The following is a 15,038-nucleotide window of genomic DNA, read 5'->3' as shown; positions in this document are numbered from 1 at the left end:
CTGGAGTCGCACTGGTCACACACGTCGCCGGGGGCCGCACTCCCGCCCCGCTCCTTAGCGGGCCGCTTGACGCGGCCCGCCTCGTCGCCGGGGCGCCGCACTATGGCCCCACTCCTTACCGGGCCGCTTAGCGCGGCCCGCCTCGTCGCCGGGGCTAGGCTGCTGTGATGGCAGCCCGCCACCACACGCTGAGCTCGTCGATCGCCAGCTTGCATGGCGACGAGCAAGCGGTGGGATCGCCGCTGAACACTACCGAGCTCACCGCTCTTGCGCGCACTCGCATCTTCGGTGCCACCGGCACCGTGCTGATGGCGATCGGCGCACTCGGCGCCGGGGCGAGACCGGTGGTCCAGGACCCCACATTCGGGGTTCGACTGCTCAACCTGCCGTCGCGAATCCAGACGGTGTCACTGACGATGACCACAACCGGGGCAGTCATGATGGCGCTGGCTTGGTTGATGCTCGGCCGGTTCACGCTGGGCGAGAGGCGGATGTCACGCGGCGAACTCGACCGCACCCTGCTGCTGTGGATCCTGCCGCTGCTGATAGCGCCACCGATGTACAGCAAGGATGTCTACTCCTACCTGGCCCAGAGCCAGATATCGCGGGAGGGGCTGGACCCCTATCAGGTGGGGCCGGCGTCTGGCCTAGGCCTCGGCCACGTATTCACGCTGTCGGTTCCCAGCCTGTGGCGAGAGACGCCGGCGCCGTACGGTCCGTTGTTCTTGTGGCTTGGACGCGGAATCTCATCGCTAACCGGGGAGAACATCGTTGCCGCGGTGCTCTGTCACCGCGCCGTGGTGTTGGTCGGCGTGGCACTGATTGTGTGGGCGACCCCGCGACTGGCTCGTCGGTGCGGTGTCGCCGAAGTCAGCGCATTGTGGCTGGGCGCGGCCAATCCGCTCCTCATCATGCACCTGGTTGCCGGCATTCATAACGAAGCTCTGATGCTCGGGCTGATGCTGACCGGCACGGAATTCGCGCTGCGCGGCCTGGATATCAGCGACATGAAACACCTGAAACCCAACTCCTGGTGGCCCCGCTTGGCGACCAGAAGGGCCAAAGGGACAGAAGGCGGCCGAGTCATCAGGTTCTGCCCGGACTGGGAACCACTCGGCATGCTGCTGCTGGGGTCGATCCTGATCACGCTGTCATCGCAAGTGAAGCTGCCATCCCTGCTGGCCATGGGCTTTGTCACCATGGCCCTGGCCAACCGCTGGGGCGGCACCCTGCGCGCGCTGTTGCTGGCCGGCACTTCGATGGCGGCGTTGTCACTGACCGTGATGGCGGTCGTTGGCTGGGCCAGTGGGCTTGGATTCGGCTGGATGTTCACCCTGGGCACCGCCAACGTGGTCCGCAGCTGGATGTCGCCACCGACGCTGCTCGCCCTGGGCACCGGACAAGTCGGCATTCTGCTGGGCCTGGGCGATCACACTACCGCGGTGCTGTCACTGACCCGTGCCATCGGCGTGCTGATCATCATGGTGATGGTGTGCTGGCTGCTACTTGCCGTGTTGCGTGGTCGATTGCACCCTGTCGGCGGACTCGGCGTCGCGTTGGCGGTCACGGTGCTGCTGTTCCCGGTCGTGCAACCGTGGTACCTCTTGTGGGCCATCATTCCGCTGGCGGCATGGGCGACACGCACGGGATTCCGCGTAGCGGCAATCATCGTCACCCTCATCGTGGGCATCTTCGGTCCGACCGCAAACGGCGACCGCTTCGCGATGTTCCAGATTGTGGATGCAACCATCGCCAGCGCCGCCATCGTGGTGGTACTCATCGCGCTGACATTCACCCGCCTGCCGTGGCTGCGACTACCGGGACTGCCGATCGAGAACAGCGAACCGGATCAGCACGTGGTCGCGGAGGATGCGCCGGACCCGCCGACTTCTTCGGCGACCGCGGCGACCCGCGAGCCGACCGCGTCGCCCGGCGCCTACGCTGATTCCACGTGACCCCGGCCCCAAAGGTCCCCGCCGAGCCCCCGGTAGTAGTGCGGCTGCGCGGGGTAGCTAAGAACTACGGGACACTCGCGGCGGTCTCCAACCTCGACCTCGACGTCCATGCCGCGCAGGTAGTGGCTCTGCTCGGCCCCAACGGCGCCGGAAAGACGACCACCGTCGAGATGTGCGAGGGCTTCGTCCGGCCGGACGCCGGCACGATCGAGGTGCTCGGCCTCGACCCGATCATCGACAACGCAAGGCTGCGCGCGCGCATCGGCGTGATGTTGCAGGGGGGCGGCGGGTACCCGGCGGCGCGCGCCGGCGAAATGCTCAACCTGGTGGCTGCCTACGCCGCCGACCCTTTGGATCCACAGTGGCTATTGGACACGCTGGGCCTGACCGAGGCAGCCCGGACCACGTATCGACGGCTCTCCGGCGGACAGCAGCAACGGCTCGCCTTGGCGTGCGCCCTAGTCGGACGTCCTGAACTGGTGTTTCTCGACGAGCCGACGGCGGGGATGGATGCTCACGCGCGGCTATTGGTGTGGGAATTGATCGATGTGCTGCGCCGAGACGGGGTCACGGTGGTGCTGACCACCCATCAACTCAAGGAGGCCGAGGAACTGGCCGATCAGCTCGTCATCATCGACCACGGGGTGACCGTGGCCGCGGGAACACCGACTGAATTGATGCGCAGTGGCGCGAAAGACCAAGTGAGGTTCACCGCGCCACCCCGGCTCGACCTGTCCCGGTTGTCCGCTGCCTTGCCGGAGCAGTACCGGGCCACCGAAGTGACGCCGGGCGAATACCTGGTCGAAGGGCCGGTGGACCCGCAGGTGCTGGCGACTGTCACGGCGTGGTGCGCCCAGATCGACGTGCTGGCCACCGACGTGCGGGTCGAGCGGCGCAGCCTCGAAGACGTGTTCCTGGACCTCACCGGCAGAAAGTTGCGGCAGTGATTCAAACGGACCCCCCGCTATTCCCCCCGGGCACTTTCGCCCCCGATCCACGTCCCAGTGCCGTTCCCCGGATGCTCGCCGCACAGTTCGGTCTAGAGCTGAAGCTGCTGCTGCGGAACGGGGAGCAACTGCTGCTGACCATGTTCATCCCGATCACCTTGCTGGTCGGTCTCACATTGCTGCCGCTGGGCTCGTTCGGCCAACCTCGCGCCGCCACGTTCGTCCCGGTCATCATGGCGCTCGCGGTGGTTTCCACCGCGTTCACCGGACAGGCCATCGCGGTCGCGTTCGACCGTCGCTACGGCGCACTCAAGCGGCTCGGCGCCACCCCGCTGCCGGTCTGGGGAATCATTGTCGGCAAGTCACTGGCCGTGGTGGCCGTGGTATCCCTGCAGGCAATCGTCTTGGGCACCATCGGCTTTGCCCTTGGGTGGCGACCCGTTCCGGTGGCCCTAGCGCTCGGCGGAGCAATCATCGCCCTGGGCACCGCCGGCTTTGCCGCTCTCGGCCTGTTGCTGGGCGGCACGCTCCGCGCCGAGATCGTCCTGGCGGTCGCGAACCTGATGTGGTTCGTTTTCGCCGGTTTTGGCGCACTGACCGTCGAGACAAACGTGGTCCCGACCGCGGTCAAGTGGGCGTCGCGGCTCACCCCGTCCGGAGCGCTCACCGAAGCGCTGTCGCAGGCAACCACGGCGTCGCCGATGTCAGTGGACTGGTTTGGAATCGTCGTCCTGGCAGTGTGGGGCGTGCTGGCAGCACTGGCCGCGCGGCGCTGGTTCAGATTCACCTAGCGCGGCGAGATTGCCGCCATGGCGGTGGCCGGGCGGCAATCACAACCCTCCCGGCACTCTCGGTGCTTTTCCCCCACGACAATCCCCTACTACAAAATGTAGTTTTCCTTGATCTACGATCGGTCGATGCCCGTCGGACGCGTCCTGCCGCGGTTGGTGGATCTGCTCCCCGAACCTAGTCTCCGGGTCCAACGGATCACGGCCGCAATCGTCATCCTCACCCAGGGCGGCATCGCGGTAACCGGGGCAATCGTCCGTGTCACCGCATCAGGACTGGGTTGTCCAACCTGGCCGCAGTGCTTTCCGGGCAGCTTCACCCCAATCGCGATTGCCGAGGTGCCTCGGATCCACCAGGCAGTCGAGTTCGGCAACCGAATGATCACCTTCGCGGTCGTCCTCGCCGCGGCCGCGGCGGTGGTGGTCCTCACCCGTGCGCGCCGGCGCTCGGAGATCCTTGTGTACGCGTGGCTGATGCCGGTTTCGACAGTCATACAGGCGGTAATCGGTGGCATCACCGTGCGGACCGGGCTGCTGTGGTGGACGGTGGCCATCCACCTGCTCACCTCGATGACGATGGTGTGGCTGGCGGTGTTGCTCTACGTCAAGGTCGGCGAGCCCGACCACGGAGTCGTCCGCCAGCGGGTAACCCGGCCCCTCCGGATGCTCACAGCGCTAAGCGCGGTGAACCTGGCCGCCGTACTGCTCACGGGCACGCTCGTGACAGCAGCCGGACCGCACGCCGGCGATCGAAGCCCAACCCGCACTGTGCCGCGGCTCAAGGTGGAGATCACCACCCTGGTCCACATGCACTCGTCGCTGCTGGTCTCCTATCTAGCACTCCTGGTTGGGCTGGGCTTCGGGCTCGCGGCCATCGGCGCCAGCCGCGCAATCATGGTTCGGCTTGCCGTGCTGCTCGTCCTGGTTTTCGCGCAGGCCGCCGTCGGAACGGCACAATATTTCACGGGAGTGCCTGCCGCGCTCGTCGCCGTGCACGTGGCCGGCGCGGCGGCCTGCACGGCGGCCACTGCGGCGCTATGGGCGTCGATGCGAGAACGGGCCGAGCCCCATCCGCTGCAAGGCTGATTCCACGCACAGCGCAAAGTCGCGTTGGGCAAGATCGCGAGTGTCCGCGTCCAGCCACTGCCAACCCAGCGACGGGTCCACCAGTTGCAATTCGAGCAGTCGGGGGTCGCGACCTCCGCCGATGACATGGGCGCGCGCATACAGCAGCTCCCCCGGATCGACGCCCACCTGTGCCGCCGCGGCGGCCAACGCGGCCACGCCCACATCCCATATCTCGAAGTCCGGTTGTGCCTGGCGCCAGGTGTTGGAGTGCCTGGTAAACGCATACGACGGCTCACCGCCGAGGAAGATCAGTACGTCTTCGGCAGCCGAACTAGACGGCTGGACAAAGACCGAGTGCCCGGTCGAATGAACTTCGGCGGCGAACTCGGCGGCGCGCCGGTCGGTGCAGCGCCGCGTCCCCGTACCAACAACCGGGCCGACAAATACCTCGGCTTTGCGCGATAGCCGAAGTGGCGCCCCCGGCGGGTACACCTTTCCCGGCACCGTGGGCACCCCGCGGTCGGCCAAGTCGCCGAGGTAACGCCGATCAACATTCCAGGCGACCACTGGTCGCGCGTTGAGCAGATTAGGCACCCGGGTTGTCCAGGCCAGGAACTCGTCGGGCCGGCCAGCGTAATCACGAGTAGCCCGCAGGATCACAAGATCGGCGTTACTGGCCTCGGGATCGTCCCAGGACAACCACCTCGCGTGCAATCCACGATGGCGCAGTGCCGCTACCAGCCCGGCGTCGTCGCCATCACCGGCGGGCTGTTGAGCCCAACCTGCCAAAACGACACGCGGGTGGAAGATGTCTGGGCGGGCGAGCTTCATGCCCGGGCATGATAGCGACATGCATGCAATCGAAGTGACCGAAACGGGCGGCCCGGAGGTTTTGCGCTACGCCGATAGTCCACAACCTGAGCCAGGCCACGGCGAGCTGCTGATCAAGGCCGAAACGATCGGCGTCAACTTCATCGACACCTACTTCCGGTCCGGAAGTTACCCGCGAGAACTGCCTTTCATCGTGGGCTCCGAGGTGTGCGGCACGGTGGCGGCCACCGGCCCCGGTGTGACATCAGCCGACACGACAATCGGCGTGGGCGATCGGGTGGTCACGGCCTCAGCGAATGGAGCCTACGCCGAATTCTGCACTGCGCCAGCGTCATTGACGGCCAAAGTGCCGGACGCCGTCACCTCTGAGGTGGCGGCATCAGCGCTGTTGAAAGGGTTGACCGCGCACTACCTGCTCAAGTCGGTGTACCCGGTACGACACGGCGACGCCGTCTTGGTACACGCCGGCGCCGGCGGAGTCGGACTCATCCTCACGCAATGGGCCACGCACCTCGGCGCACGGGTGATCACGACTGTTTCCACTCCCGAGAAGGCCAAGCTATCCAGAGAAGCCGGCGCCGCGCAGGTCCTGGACTACCCCGAGGATGCGTGGCAGTTCGCGGGCCAGGTTCGCGAACTGACCGGCGGTGCCGGTGTGGCGGCCGTGTACGACGGCGTGGGCGCCACCACGTTCGACGCCAGCTTGGCCAGCCTGGCCGTCCGCGGAACACTAGCGCTTTTCGGCGCCGCCAGCGGACCCGTTCCACCGGTCGATCCGCAGCGCCTCAATGCGGCCGGGTCGGCGTATCTGACCCGCCCTTCGCTGTTTCACTTCATCCGCACCGGCGAGGAGTTCGGCTGGCGGGCTACCGAACTCTTCGACGCGATCAGCGACGGGGTCGTCACCGTCGAAGTCGGCGGACGCTATCCGCTGTCTGAAGCTAGCCGCGCCCACCAGGACCTGGAGGCGCGCAAGACCATCGGCTCGGTCGTGCTGCTTCCCTAGCCTCGGTGCCCAGGGCCGATCACAGCAGGATGGCCGATCACAGCAACGTGGGCAACGCAATCACTGAATCGACCGCCAGCGCGCAGAAAACCACCGCCAGGTAGTTGTTCGACTGCAGGAAAAGCCGCAGCGGCTTCACCGGCTCGCCGGCCCGGACTCCGGCGTAGAGCTGATGGGCCATCAGCAGGAACCACGCGCCGGCCGCCACTGCCACCGCCAGGTATAGCCAGCCGGTCGCTGGTGCCAGCAGCAGCGTCGCCGCCACCGTCAGCCAGGTGTAGACGAGGATCTGCTTGGTGACCTGCTGCTCGGTCGCCACAGCGGGAAGCATCGGCACACCTGCCACTTGATAGTCCTCCTTGTACCGCATGGCCAAAGCCCAGGTGTGCGGCGGCGTCCAGAAAAAGATGATCGCGAACATCGCCAGCGCCGGCCAACTGATCGTGCCGGTGATCGCCGACCAGCCGATCATCACCGGCATGCAGCCGGCAGCTCCACCCCACACGACGTTTTGCGTTGTGCGTCGTTTGAGCAGCAGCGTGTATACGAACACATAGAAGGCGACGGTGGCGACAGCCAGCATCCCCGATAGCAGGTTGGTCGTCCACCAGAGCCAGAAGAACGAGCCCACGGTCAGCGCCAACCCCATTACCAAGGCGTTCTTGGTCGGCACCGCGGCTCGCGCCAGCGGCCGGCGCGCCGTCCGTTTCATCACCTTGTCGATATCGGCGTCGGCGACACAATTGAGCGTGTTGGCACCACCGGCGGCCATCATCCCGCCGATCAACGTGTTGAGGATGATCACCGGATGCACAGCGCCGCGGTCGGCCAACAGCATCGCCGGTATCGCCGTGACCAGTAGCAGCTCAATGACCCGCGGCTTGGTCAATGCCAGATACGCCAGCATGGTGCCAGATATCCGGCTCGGCGCGACGCGCCCGCGAACGGTCACGCAATTACTCCTCAGGGATCGTAGGCGGGCAGCTTCTACTACACGTGATGGTAGACGGCGTGAGCACAGCAGACGCGGCGCAGGGTCGATTCACCGAGATTTTCCCGCATTCCTGCACCGATCGCGACGAGACCACGACATCCGCGCCGCCTTGGGCCAGCACCCGCCGATCAGGGCAAGCGGCACTCCAGGCGAGGCAACTACACCCCCGCGAGCCCAGACCACCAGCCACGCCACCTCGAAAGCGGGTCACTACCGAGCTGTTTTCTCCGCCAGCACCAAGTCCTGGAAGGAGGTGTAGTCCGTTCGGCCACACCACGCGCCATATCGCAACGGCGCCTGTATTGCGAGGTCGCACTTCTCATGCGAGTCCCTGACGAAGGCTTCTTCGAAGGCGATTGCTGCTTCAGGATGTCTGGCGTCGGTCGTTCGATAACCTTCTCGCTGATGCTTGAAGTGGTAGGTCGCCTTTCCGGCCCCGATGAGCGCTGTTGACTCGTCGTTGAGCAAGAAGTAACTGCTCATGCACCGTCCGCCGGCCTTGAGCACTCGGGCGATCTCGTCCAGATAGTGCTGGACATCCGGTGGGAGCATGTGGGTGAACACTGAGGTAAGAAACACCACGTCGAAGGACGCATCCGGATACGGAAAGCGGAAATCTGACGGCTGGTATTTGCCTCTCGGGTTGTACTGCGAGTTGTAAATGTCGGCGACTTGGAAATCAAAGTTGGGGTGTGATCGCGAGATATGTTCCTTGCACCACGCGATCGCTTTTGGGGAGATATCGAAGCCGGCATAGCGGCCCTCGCGGCTCAGATAGGCGGTGAGCGGCATTGCGACCCGCCCGGAACCGCAACCGACGTCGAGTACTGCGTCGCCTGGCTGCAATCCACACAGCTCAACCAGATGACCGACGATGAGATCTCCGATTTCTTTGAACTTGTCGGTGCCGCCCACGTACCGCTGAAGCTTCTTGGGGGGCAACAACCCACCGTGCAGGCCGCGGTCCGCCGCAGACGTGCGATTCACATGTTGCAGAACACTCTTGATCGTTCGCTTCATCATTCCCCCTTGGCGCCCATGAACCGAACTTACCGGAGAGCCAACCGCGTCCCCTCCTGCGAACGGTCACGCAGTTACTTCTCAGGAACCGCGAGGTTACTTCTCAGGAACCGGGGGAGCTTCTACTGCCGGGCACGGGTTGGCAAAAGCAGCACATGCGCCGCCCTACCATCATCCGCACCACTCAGCGGGAGTCGCCGCCCCCGGGCATCCCAACGCCGAGACCCTCGCCGCACAGACCCGACACCCCGGCCCCTATCGGCGGACCACTAGCTCGCCGGTTTGACCGCGAGGACAACGTCCTGGAACGTCAGGTAATCCTTTCGGCCGCACCACGAGCCGTAGCGCAACGGCTCCAGTATCGCGAGGCCACACTTCTCATGCAGATCCATGACGAAGGCCTCAGGGAAAGCGATTGCCTGCTCGGGGTGTTCGGTGTCGACCGTCTTATAACCTTCTCGCTGATGCTCGAAGGAGAAGGTCGCCTTGCGCTTCTTGATAAGGGCTGACGATTCCCCATTAAGCAAAAAGTAACTGCTCAGGCACCGCCCGCCCGGCTTCAGCACGCGGACGATCTCGTCCAGATAGTGGTGGACGTCAGGTGGGAGCATGTGCGTGAACACCGAGGTAAGAAACACCACGTCGAAAGACGCGTCCGGATAGGGAAAACGGAACTCTGACGACTGGTATTGCCCGTTCGGCTTGTACAGCGAGTTATAGATATCGGCGACTTTGAAATCAAAGTTGGGGTGTGATTCCGAGATATTCTCCTGGCACCATGTGATCGCTTCTTGTGAGATATCGAAGCCGGCATAGCGGCCCTCATGGTTCAGGTAGCGGGTCAGCGGCATTGCGACCCGCCCGGAACCGCAGCCGACGTCGAGCACCGCGTCGCCCGGCTGCAATTCACACAGGTCAACCAGAAAACCGACGATGAGGTCTCCGATTTCCTTGAACTGGTGGGTGCCCCCCACGTACATCTGAAGATCTTCGGGCGGCAGCACCTCGCCGGACGAGCCTTCGGTCGCCGCAGACGCGCGATTCACACGTTGCTTGATGCTCTGGATCACTCGCTTCATTACGCCGCCTTAGGTGTAGTGAGCCGAACCTACCGGATAGCTCACCGCATCGGGCGAATCGCCGTCGGATTCCGCAACACCCGCTCCGAACGACATCGAGCCGGTCGGCTCGGCGAAGCAGTCAAGATGCCTCTGCGGCCGAAACAGAGCTTGGGCGGCCGCGGTGCACTCAACGACGGCATCGCGGGGTCGTGTCACGACCGTCTGATCCACCTGGTCGATCCACTCCGCGACCCGGGCTCCCATGGAAGTCTTGTTGGGTCTCGCGTTCATATAGGGGTAAGGCCCCAGCCCCGCACACGGTCTAGGGTGGGACTGATCAGTTTCTTGACCCCAGGACTGAGGACTGAAACCGAGGACTCCATTTGTGACCACACTCGAAGAGATCTCTGCGCTCACCCAACCGCAGTACCCGGACGACTGGACCGAGATCGATTCGGCAGCGGTCGACACCGCGCGGTTACTGGCCGCCGATGCCGTCCAAAAGGTCGGCAACGGTCACCCCGGTACCGCGATGAGCCTGGCCCCGCTGGCCTATACGCTGTTCCAGCGCTCGATGCGCCACGATCCCAACGACACCGCCTGGCTGGGCCGCGACCGATTCGTGCTGTCGGCTGGGCACAGCAGCCTGACGCTGTACATACAGCTCTACTTGGGCGGCTTCGGACTTGAACTGTCCGACATCGAGTCACTGCGCACCTGGGGATCCAAGACTCCCGGGCACCCAGAATTCAGGCACACCGCAGGGGTGGAGATCACCACCGGCCCGCTGGGCCAGGGTCTGGCCTCGGCAGTGGGCATGGCAATGGCCTCGCGCTACGAGCGCGGCCTGTTCGATCCCGACGCCGAGCCCGGTTCCAGTCCCTTCGACCACTACATCTACGTGATCGCGTCGGACGGCGATATCGAAGAAGGGGTGACCTCGGAAGCCTCATCGCTGGCCGCAGTTCAGCAGCTAGGCAACTTGATCGTGTTCTACGACCACAACCAGATATCGATCGAGGACGACACGAACATCGCGCTGTGCGAGGACACCGCCGCTCGCTACCGCGCCTACGGCTGGCACGTGCAGGAGGTCGAGGGCGGCGAGAATGTCGTCGGGATCGAGGAGGCCATCGCCAATGCGAAAGCCGCCACCGACCGGCCGTCGTTCATCTCGTTGCGCACCATCATCGGCTATCCGGCACCGAATTTGATGAATACCGGCAAGGCGCACGGTGCGGCCCTTGGTGACGACGAGGTGGCCGCCACCAAGAAGATCTTGGGGTTCGACCCGGACCAGACGTTCGAGGTCCGCGAGGATGTCCTGACCCATACCCGTGGGTTGGTCGCCCGTGGCAAGCAGGCCCACGAACGCTGGCAACCCGAGTTCGAAGCATGGGCGCAGCGCGAACCCGAGCGCAAGGCGCTGCTAGACCGGTTGCTGGCCCACCAGCTGCCCGACGGTTGGGAAGAGCAGTTGCCACGGTGGGAGCCCGGATCCAAGGCGCTGGCCACCCGGGCTGCCTCCGGTGCCGTGCTCGCGGCGATAGGACCGAAGCTGCCCGAGTTGTGGGGCGGTTCGGCCGACCTGGCGGGCTCCAACAACACTACGATCAAAGGCGCCGACTCCTTTGGCCCACCAACGATTTCCACCAAGGAATACACCGCGCACTGGTATGGGCGCACTCTGCACTTCGGGGTTCGCGAACACGCGATGGGGGCCATCTTGTCCGGCATCGCGCTGCACGGCCCCACCCGTGCCTACGGTGGTACGTTCTTGCAGTTCTCCGACTACATGCGTCCGGCGGTTCGACTGGCGTCGCTGATGGACATTGACCCCATCTATGTCTGGACGCACGATTCGATCGGCCTCGGCGAAGACGGTCCGACCCATCAGCCGATCGAACACCTTTCGGCCCTGCGCGCTATTCCTCGGCTGTCGGTGGTCCGCCCGGCCGACGCCAACGAGACGGCCTACGCGTGGCGCACGATCCTGGCCCGCGGCGCGACCAGCGGTCCCGTTGGCCTGATCCTGACCCGGCAGGGTGTGCCGGTGTTGGAGGGCACCACCGCCGACGGGGTCGCCCGCGGCGGCTACGTGCTCAGCGCCGGCACCGGCGACCTCGACGGCGACCTAGACGAACCCGACGTCGTGCTGATCGCGACCGGCTCCGAGGTTCAGCTCGCTGTCGCAGCACAGAAATTGTTGGCGGACAACGACATCCTCGCACGGGTGGTGTCCATGCCGTGCGTCGAATGGTTCGAATCGCAGCCCTACGAATACCGCGATTCCGTCCTTCCCCCGTCGGTGTCCGCACGGGTGGCCGTCGAGGCCGGTGTCGCGCAGTGCTGGCACAAGCTGGTTGGCGACACCGGCGAGATCGTCTCGATCGAACACTACGGAGAATCCGCGGACTACAAGACTCTGTTTCGCGAGTACGGCTTCACCGCCGAAGCCGTGGCCGCCGCCGCAGAACGAGCACTGGACAATTGAGAAAGGGAGATTCAGATGGCCGATCAGAACCCCAACCTCGCCGCGTTGAGTGCCGCCGGGGTGTCAGTCTGGCTCGATGATTTGTCGCGAGACCGGTTGCGGTCCGGCAACCTTCAGGAGCTCATTGACACCAAGAGCGTTGTTGGCGTCACCACCAACCCGTCGATCTTCCAGAAGGCCCTGGCGGAAGGCCATGACTACGACGCCCAAGTGGCCGAGCTAGCCGAGCGTGGCGCCGACGTCGATGCCACCGTTCGCACCGTCACGACCGACGACGTACGCAATGCGTGCGACGTGCTGGCGCGTGAATGGGAGGCTTCCCGCGGGGTCGATGGCCGCGTGTCGATTGAAGTCGATCCCCGGCTAGCCCACGAAACCGACAAGACCATCCAGCAGGCCGTTGAACTGTGGAAAATTGTCGACAGGCCGAATCTGCTCATCAAAATTCCGGCGACCAAAGCGGGCTTGCCGGCCATCACTACCGTGCTGGCGGAGGGTATTTCGGTCAACGTCACGCTCATCTTCTCCGTTGAGCGACACCGCGAAGTGATGGATGCCTACCTCGCCGGTATGGAAAAAGCGCACGAAGCTGGACATGACCTGGCCAAGATCCATTCCGTGGCATCATTTTTCGTCTCCCGTGTAGACACAGAGATCGACAAGCGGTTGGAAAAGATCGGCTCGGAGCAGGCTCGGTTGCTGCGGGGCCAGGCGGGCGTCGCCAATGCCCGGCTGGCATACGCCGCCTACCAGGATGTCTTCGACAATGGTGACCGCTACCGCGCGCTCAAGGCCGCTGGCGCCCGGGTGCAGCGCCCACTGTGGGCTTCGACCGGCGTCAAGAACCCCGACTACTCGGACACCCTGTATGTCACTGAGCTGGTCGCGCCCAACACCGTGAACACTATGCCGGAGAAGACGATGGACGCCGTCGCCGATCACGGTGTGGTCCGCGGTGACACGGTCAGCGGCACCGCTTCGGATGCCAACGAGGTCTTCGCCTCGCTGCAACAGGTGGGGATCGACCTGCCCGATGTGTTCACTGTGTTGGAGAACGAAGGCGTGCAAAAATTCGAGGCCTCCTGGAACGAGCTCCTCACCGAGATCCAGGCGCAGCTCGACACCGTCGCCAAATGAGCCCGGCCCGCTCTGAAGCCGCGCACGCTGCCGCGTCGGGACAGTGGCGCAACCCGTTGCGGGACAAGCGGGACAAGCGGCTACCCAGAATCGCCGGCCCGTGCGGCATGGTGATTTTCGGCGTGACTGGCGACCTGGCCCGCAAGAAGGTGATGCCGGCCATCTACGACCTCGCAAGCCGCGGATTGCTGCCACCCACCTTCGCGCTGGTGGGCTTCGCCCGTCGGGACTGGGACTCCCAAGACTTCGGCAAAGTGGTGTACGAGGCCGTCAAGGAGCACTGCCGAACCCCATTTCGCCAGCAGAATTGGGACCGACTGGCCGAGGGCTTCCGTTTCGTGCCAGGCTCTTTCGACGACGACGTCGCCTTTGGCCGCCTAGCGGAAACGCTCGAAAAGCTCGATATCGAGCGCGGCACTGGCGGCAACCACGCCTTCTACCTTGCGATCCCACCCAAGTCCTTCCCGGTCGTCAGCGAACAGCTGCACAGGTCCGGATTGGCTCGCCCACAGGGCAACAGGTGGAGCCGGGTGGTCATCGAGAAGCCCTTCGGCCACGATCTTGCGAGCGCGCGCGACCTGAACAAGGCGGTCAATGCGGTGTTTCCGGAAGAGTCGGTCTTCCGGATCGACCACTATCTGGGCAAGGAGACAGTGCAGAACATCCTGGCGCTGCGCTTCGCCAATCAGCTGTTTGACCCCATCTGGAACGCGCACTACGTCGACCACGTCCAGATCACCATGGCCGAAGACATTGGTCTGGGCGGCCGAGCCGGCTACTACGATGGTATCGGCGCGGCGCGCGATGTGATCCAAAACCATCTCATGCAGTTGCTGGCGCTGACCGCGATGGAAGAGCCGGTCAGCTTTAACCCGGCAGCGTTGCAGGCCGAGAAAATCAAGGTGCTCTCGGCGACGCATCTGGCCGAGCCGCTCGACGAGACCACCAGCCGCGGCCAGTACGCCGCGGGCTGGCAGGGCGGGGAAAAGGTGGTCGGACTGCTTGACGAGGAAGGGTTCGCCAACGACTCTACGACCGAGACATTCGCCGCCATCACCTTGGAGGTCGATACTCGCCGTTGGGCCGGGGTTCCGTTCTACCTGCGAACCGGAAAACGACTGGGTCGCAGGGTCACCGAGATCGCTCTGGTCTTCAAGCGAGCACCCCATCTGCCATTCGATGCCACCATGACCGATGAACTCGGGACCAACGCGATGGTCATCCGGGTTCAGCCGGATGAGGGTGTCACGTTGCGATTCGGGTCCAAGGTGCCCGGCACCGCGATGGAGGTCCGCGATGTCAACATGGACTTCTCCTATGGCTCGGCTTTCGCCGAGGATTCGCCGGAGGCCTACGAACGGCTGATCCTCGACGTGCTCCTTGGTGAACCGTCGCTGTTCCCGGTCAATGCCGAGGTCGAGTTGGCTTGGAAGATATTGGATCCGGCCCTCGACAACTGGGCGGCACACGGCGCACCCGACCCCTACGAGGCCGGCACCTGGGGTCCGGATTCCGCCGTTGAAATGCTGCGCCGGACGGGCCGGGAATGGCGCCGGCCATGAGCCGCGCCGGTGACGATGCAGAGCGAAGCGATGAGGAGGAGCGGCGCCAATGATCCGCGCCGGCGACGATGCAGAGCGAAGCGATGAGGAGGAGCGGCGCCAATGATCCGCGCCGGCGACGATGCAGAGCGAAGCGATGAGGAGGAGCGGCGCCAATGATCCGCGCCGGCGACGA

13 protein-coding genes are annotated in these 15,038 nt (G+C 64.6%); 8 read left to right on the top strand and 5 right to left on the bottom strand.

Going from position 1 to position 15,038, the window contains the following annotated elements; all coding sequences use genetic code 11:
* The first annotated feature begins 167 nt into the window (after window positions 1-167).
* From mptB to F6B93_RS09375, 4 genes are all read left to right on the top strand, one after another.
* Window positions 168-1,955: a polyprenol phosphomannose-dependent alpha 1,6 mannosyltransferase MptB gene (mptB, locus tag F6B93_RS09390; protein WP_211698857.1), complete on the top strand. Its 1,788-nt coding sequence runs from the start codon at window positions 168-170 to the stop codon at window positions 1,953-1,955.
* Window positions 1,952-2,902, top strand: a complete 951-nt coding sequence (locus F6B93_RS09385) for an ABC transporter ATP-binding protein (RefSeq protein ID WP_211698856.1) — start codon at window positions 1,952-1,954, stop codon at window positions 2,900-2,902. The genes mptB and F6B93_RS09385 overlap by 4 nt, the downstream gene beginning before the upstream one ends.
* Entirely contained in the window at window positions 2,899-3,693 is a 795-nt protein-coding gene (locus F6B93_RS09380) for an ABC transporter permease (RefSeq protein ID WP_211698855.1), read from the top strand. The genes F6B93_RS09385 and F6B93_RS09380 overlap by 4 nt, the downstream gene beginning before the upstream one ends.
* A gap of 126 nt (window positions 3,694-3,819) precedes the next feature.
* Window positions 3,820-4,776: a COX15/CtaA family protein gene (locus F6B93_RS09375; RefSeq protein ID WP_211698854.1), complete on the top strand. Its 957-nt coding sequence runs from the start codon at window positions 3,820-3,822 to the stop codon at window positions 4,774-4,776.
* On the opposite strand, the gene F6B93_RS09370 is transcribed toward F6B93_RS09375, so the two are convergent.
* Complete coding sequence (locus F6B93_RS09370; protein ID WP_211698853.1) at window positions 4,726-5,589, bottom strand: ATP-grasp domain-containing protein; 864 nt, start codon at window positions 5,587-5,589, stop codon at window positions 4,726-4,728. The two genes, F6B93_RS09375 and F6B93_RS09370, sit on opposite strands and share 51 nt — an antisense overlap.
* 19 nt (window positions 5,590-5,608) lie before the next feature.
* Between F6B93_RS09370 and F6B93_RS09365 the strand changes: the two genes are divergently transcribed.
* Window positions 5,609-6,595 carry a quinone oxidoreductase family protein gene (locus F6B93_RS09365; protein ID WP_211698852.1) on the top strand — a complete coding sequence of 329 codons (987 nt, stop codon included), beginning with the start codon at window positions 5,609-5,611 and terminating at the stop codon, window positions 6,593-6,595.
* 37 nt (window positions 6,596-6,632) lie between these two features.
* Here F6B93_RS09365 and F6B93_RS09360 read toward each other — a convergent pair whose 3' ends face one another.
* The 4 genes from F6B93_RS09360 to F6B93_RS09345 all read right to left on the bottom strand — a co-directional run bounded on the left by F6B93_RS09360 (window position 6,633) and on the right by F6B93_RS09345 (window position 9,961).
* A complete protein-coding gene (locus F6B93_RS09360; protein WP_211698851.1) occupies window positions 6,633-7,547 on the bottom strand; it encodes a heme o synthase in 915 nt (304 codons plus the stop codon).
* Window positions 7,548-7,799: 252 nt separating this feature from the next.
* Entirely contained in the window at window positions 7,800-8,609 is an 810-nt protein-coding gene (locus tag F6B93_RS09355; RefSeq protein ID WP_211698850.1) for a class I SAM-dependent methyltransferase, read from the bottom strand.
* Window positions 8,610-8,878: 269 nt separating this feature from the next.
* Window positions 8,879-9,688 carry a methyltransferase domain-containing protein gene (locus F6B93_RS09350; RefSeq protein WP_211698849.1) on the bottom strand — a complete coding sequence of 270 codons (810 nt, stop codon included), beginning with the start codon at window positions 9,686-9,688 and terminating at the stop codon, window positions 8,879-8,881.
* Window positions 9,689-9,697: 9 nt separating this feature from the next.
* Window positions 9,698-9,961, bottom strand: a complete 264-nt coding sequence (locus F6B93_RS09345) for a hypothetical protein (protein WP_211698848.1) — start codon at window positions 9,959-9,961, stop codon at window positions 9,698-9,700.
* Between the two features lie 94 nt (window positions 9,962-10,055).
* On the opposite strand from F6B93_RS09345, the gene tkt reads away from it, so the two are divergent.
* The 3 genes from tkt to zwf are packed head-to-tail and all read left to right on the top strand — an operon-like array spanning window position 10,056 to window position 14,863.
* Entirely contained in the window at window positions 10,056-12,164 is a 2,109-nt protein-coding gene (gene tkt, locus F6B93_RS09340; RefSeq protein WP_211698847.1) for a transketolase, read from the top strand.
* 15 nt (window positions 12,165-12,179) lie between these two features.
* Window positions 12,180-13,301 carry a transaldolase gene (gene tal / locus F6B93_RS09335; protein WP_211698846.1) on the top strand — a complete coding sequence of 374 codons (1,122 nt, stop codon included), beginning with the start codon at window positions 12,180-12,182 and terminating at the stop codon, window positions 13,299-13,301.
* Window positions 13,298-14,863 carry a glucose-6-phosphate dehydrogenase gene (gene zwf, locus F6B93_RS09330; RefSeq protein ID WP_211698845.1) on the top strand — a complete coding sequence of 522 codons (1,566 nt, stop codon included), beginning with the start codon at window positions 13,298-13,300 and terminating at the stop codon, window positions 14,861-14,863. Before tal ends, zwf begins: the two co-directional genes overlap by 4 nt.
* The last annotated feature ends 175 nt before the right edge of the window (window positions 14,864-15,038 follow it).

The organism is Mycobacterium spongiae, from assembly GCF_018278905.1.
Taxonomy (GTDB): Bacteria; Actinomycetota; Actinomycetes; order Mycobacteriales; family Mycobacteriaceae; genus Mycobacterium; species Mycobacterium spongiae.
Note: the sequence above shows the minus strand (reverse complement) of the source record. Positions and strands in the feature narration are given on the sequence as shown.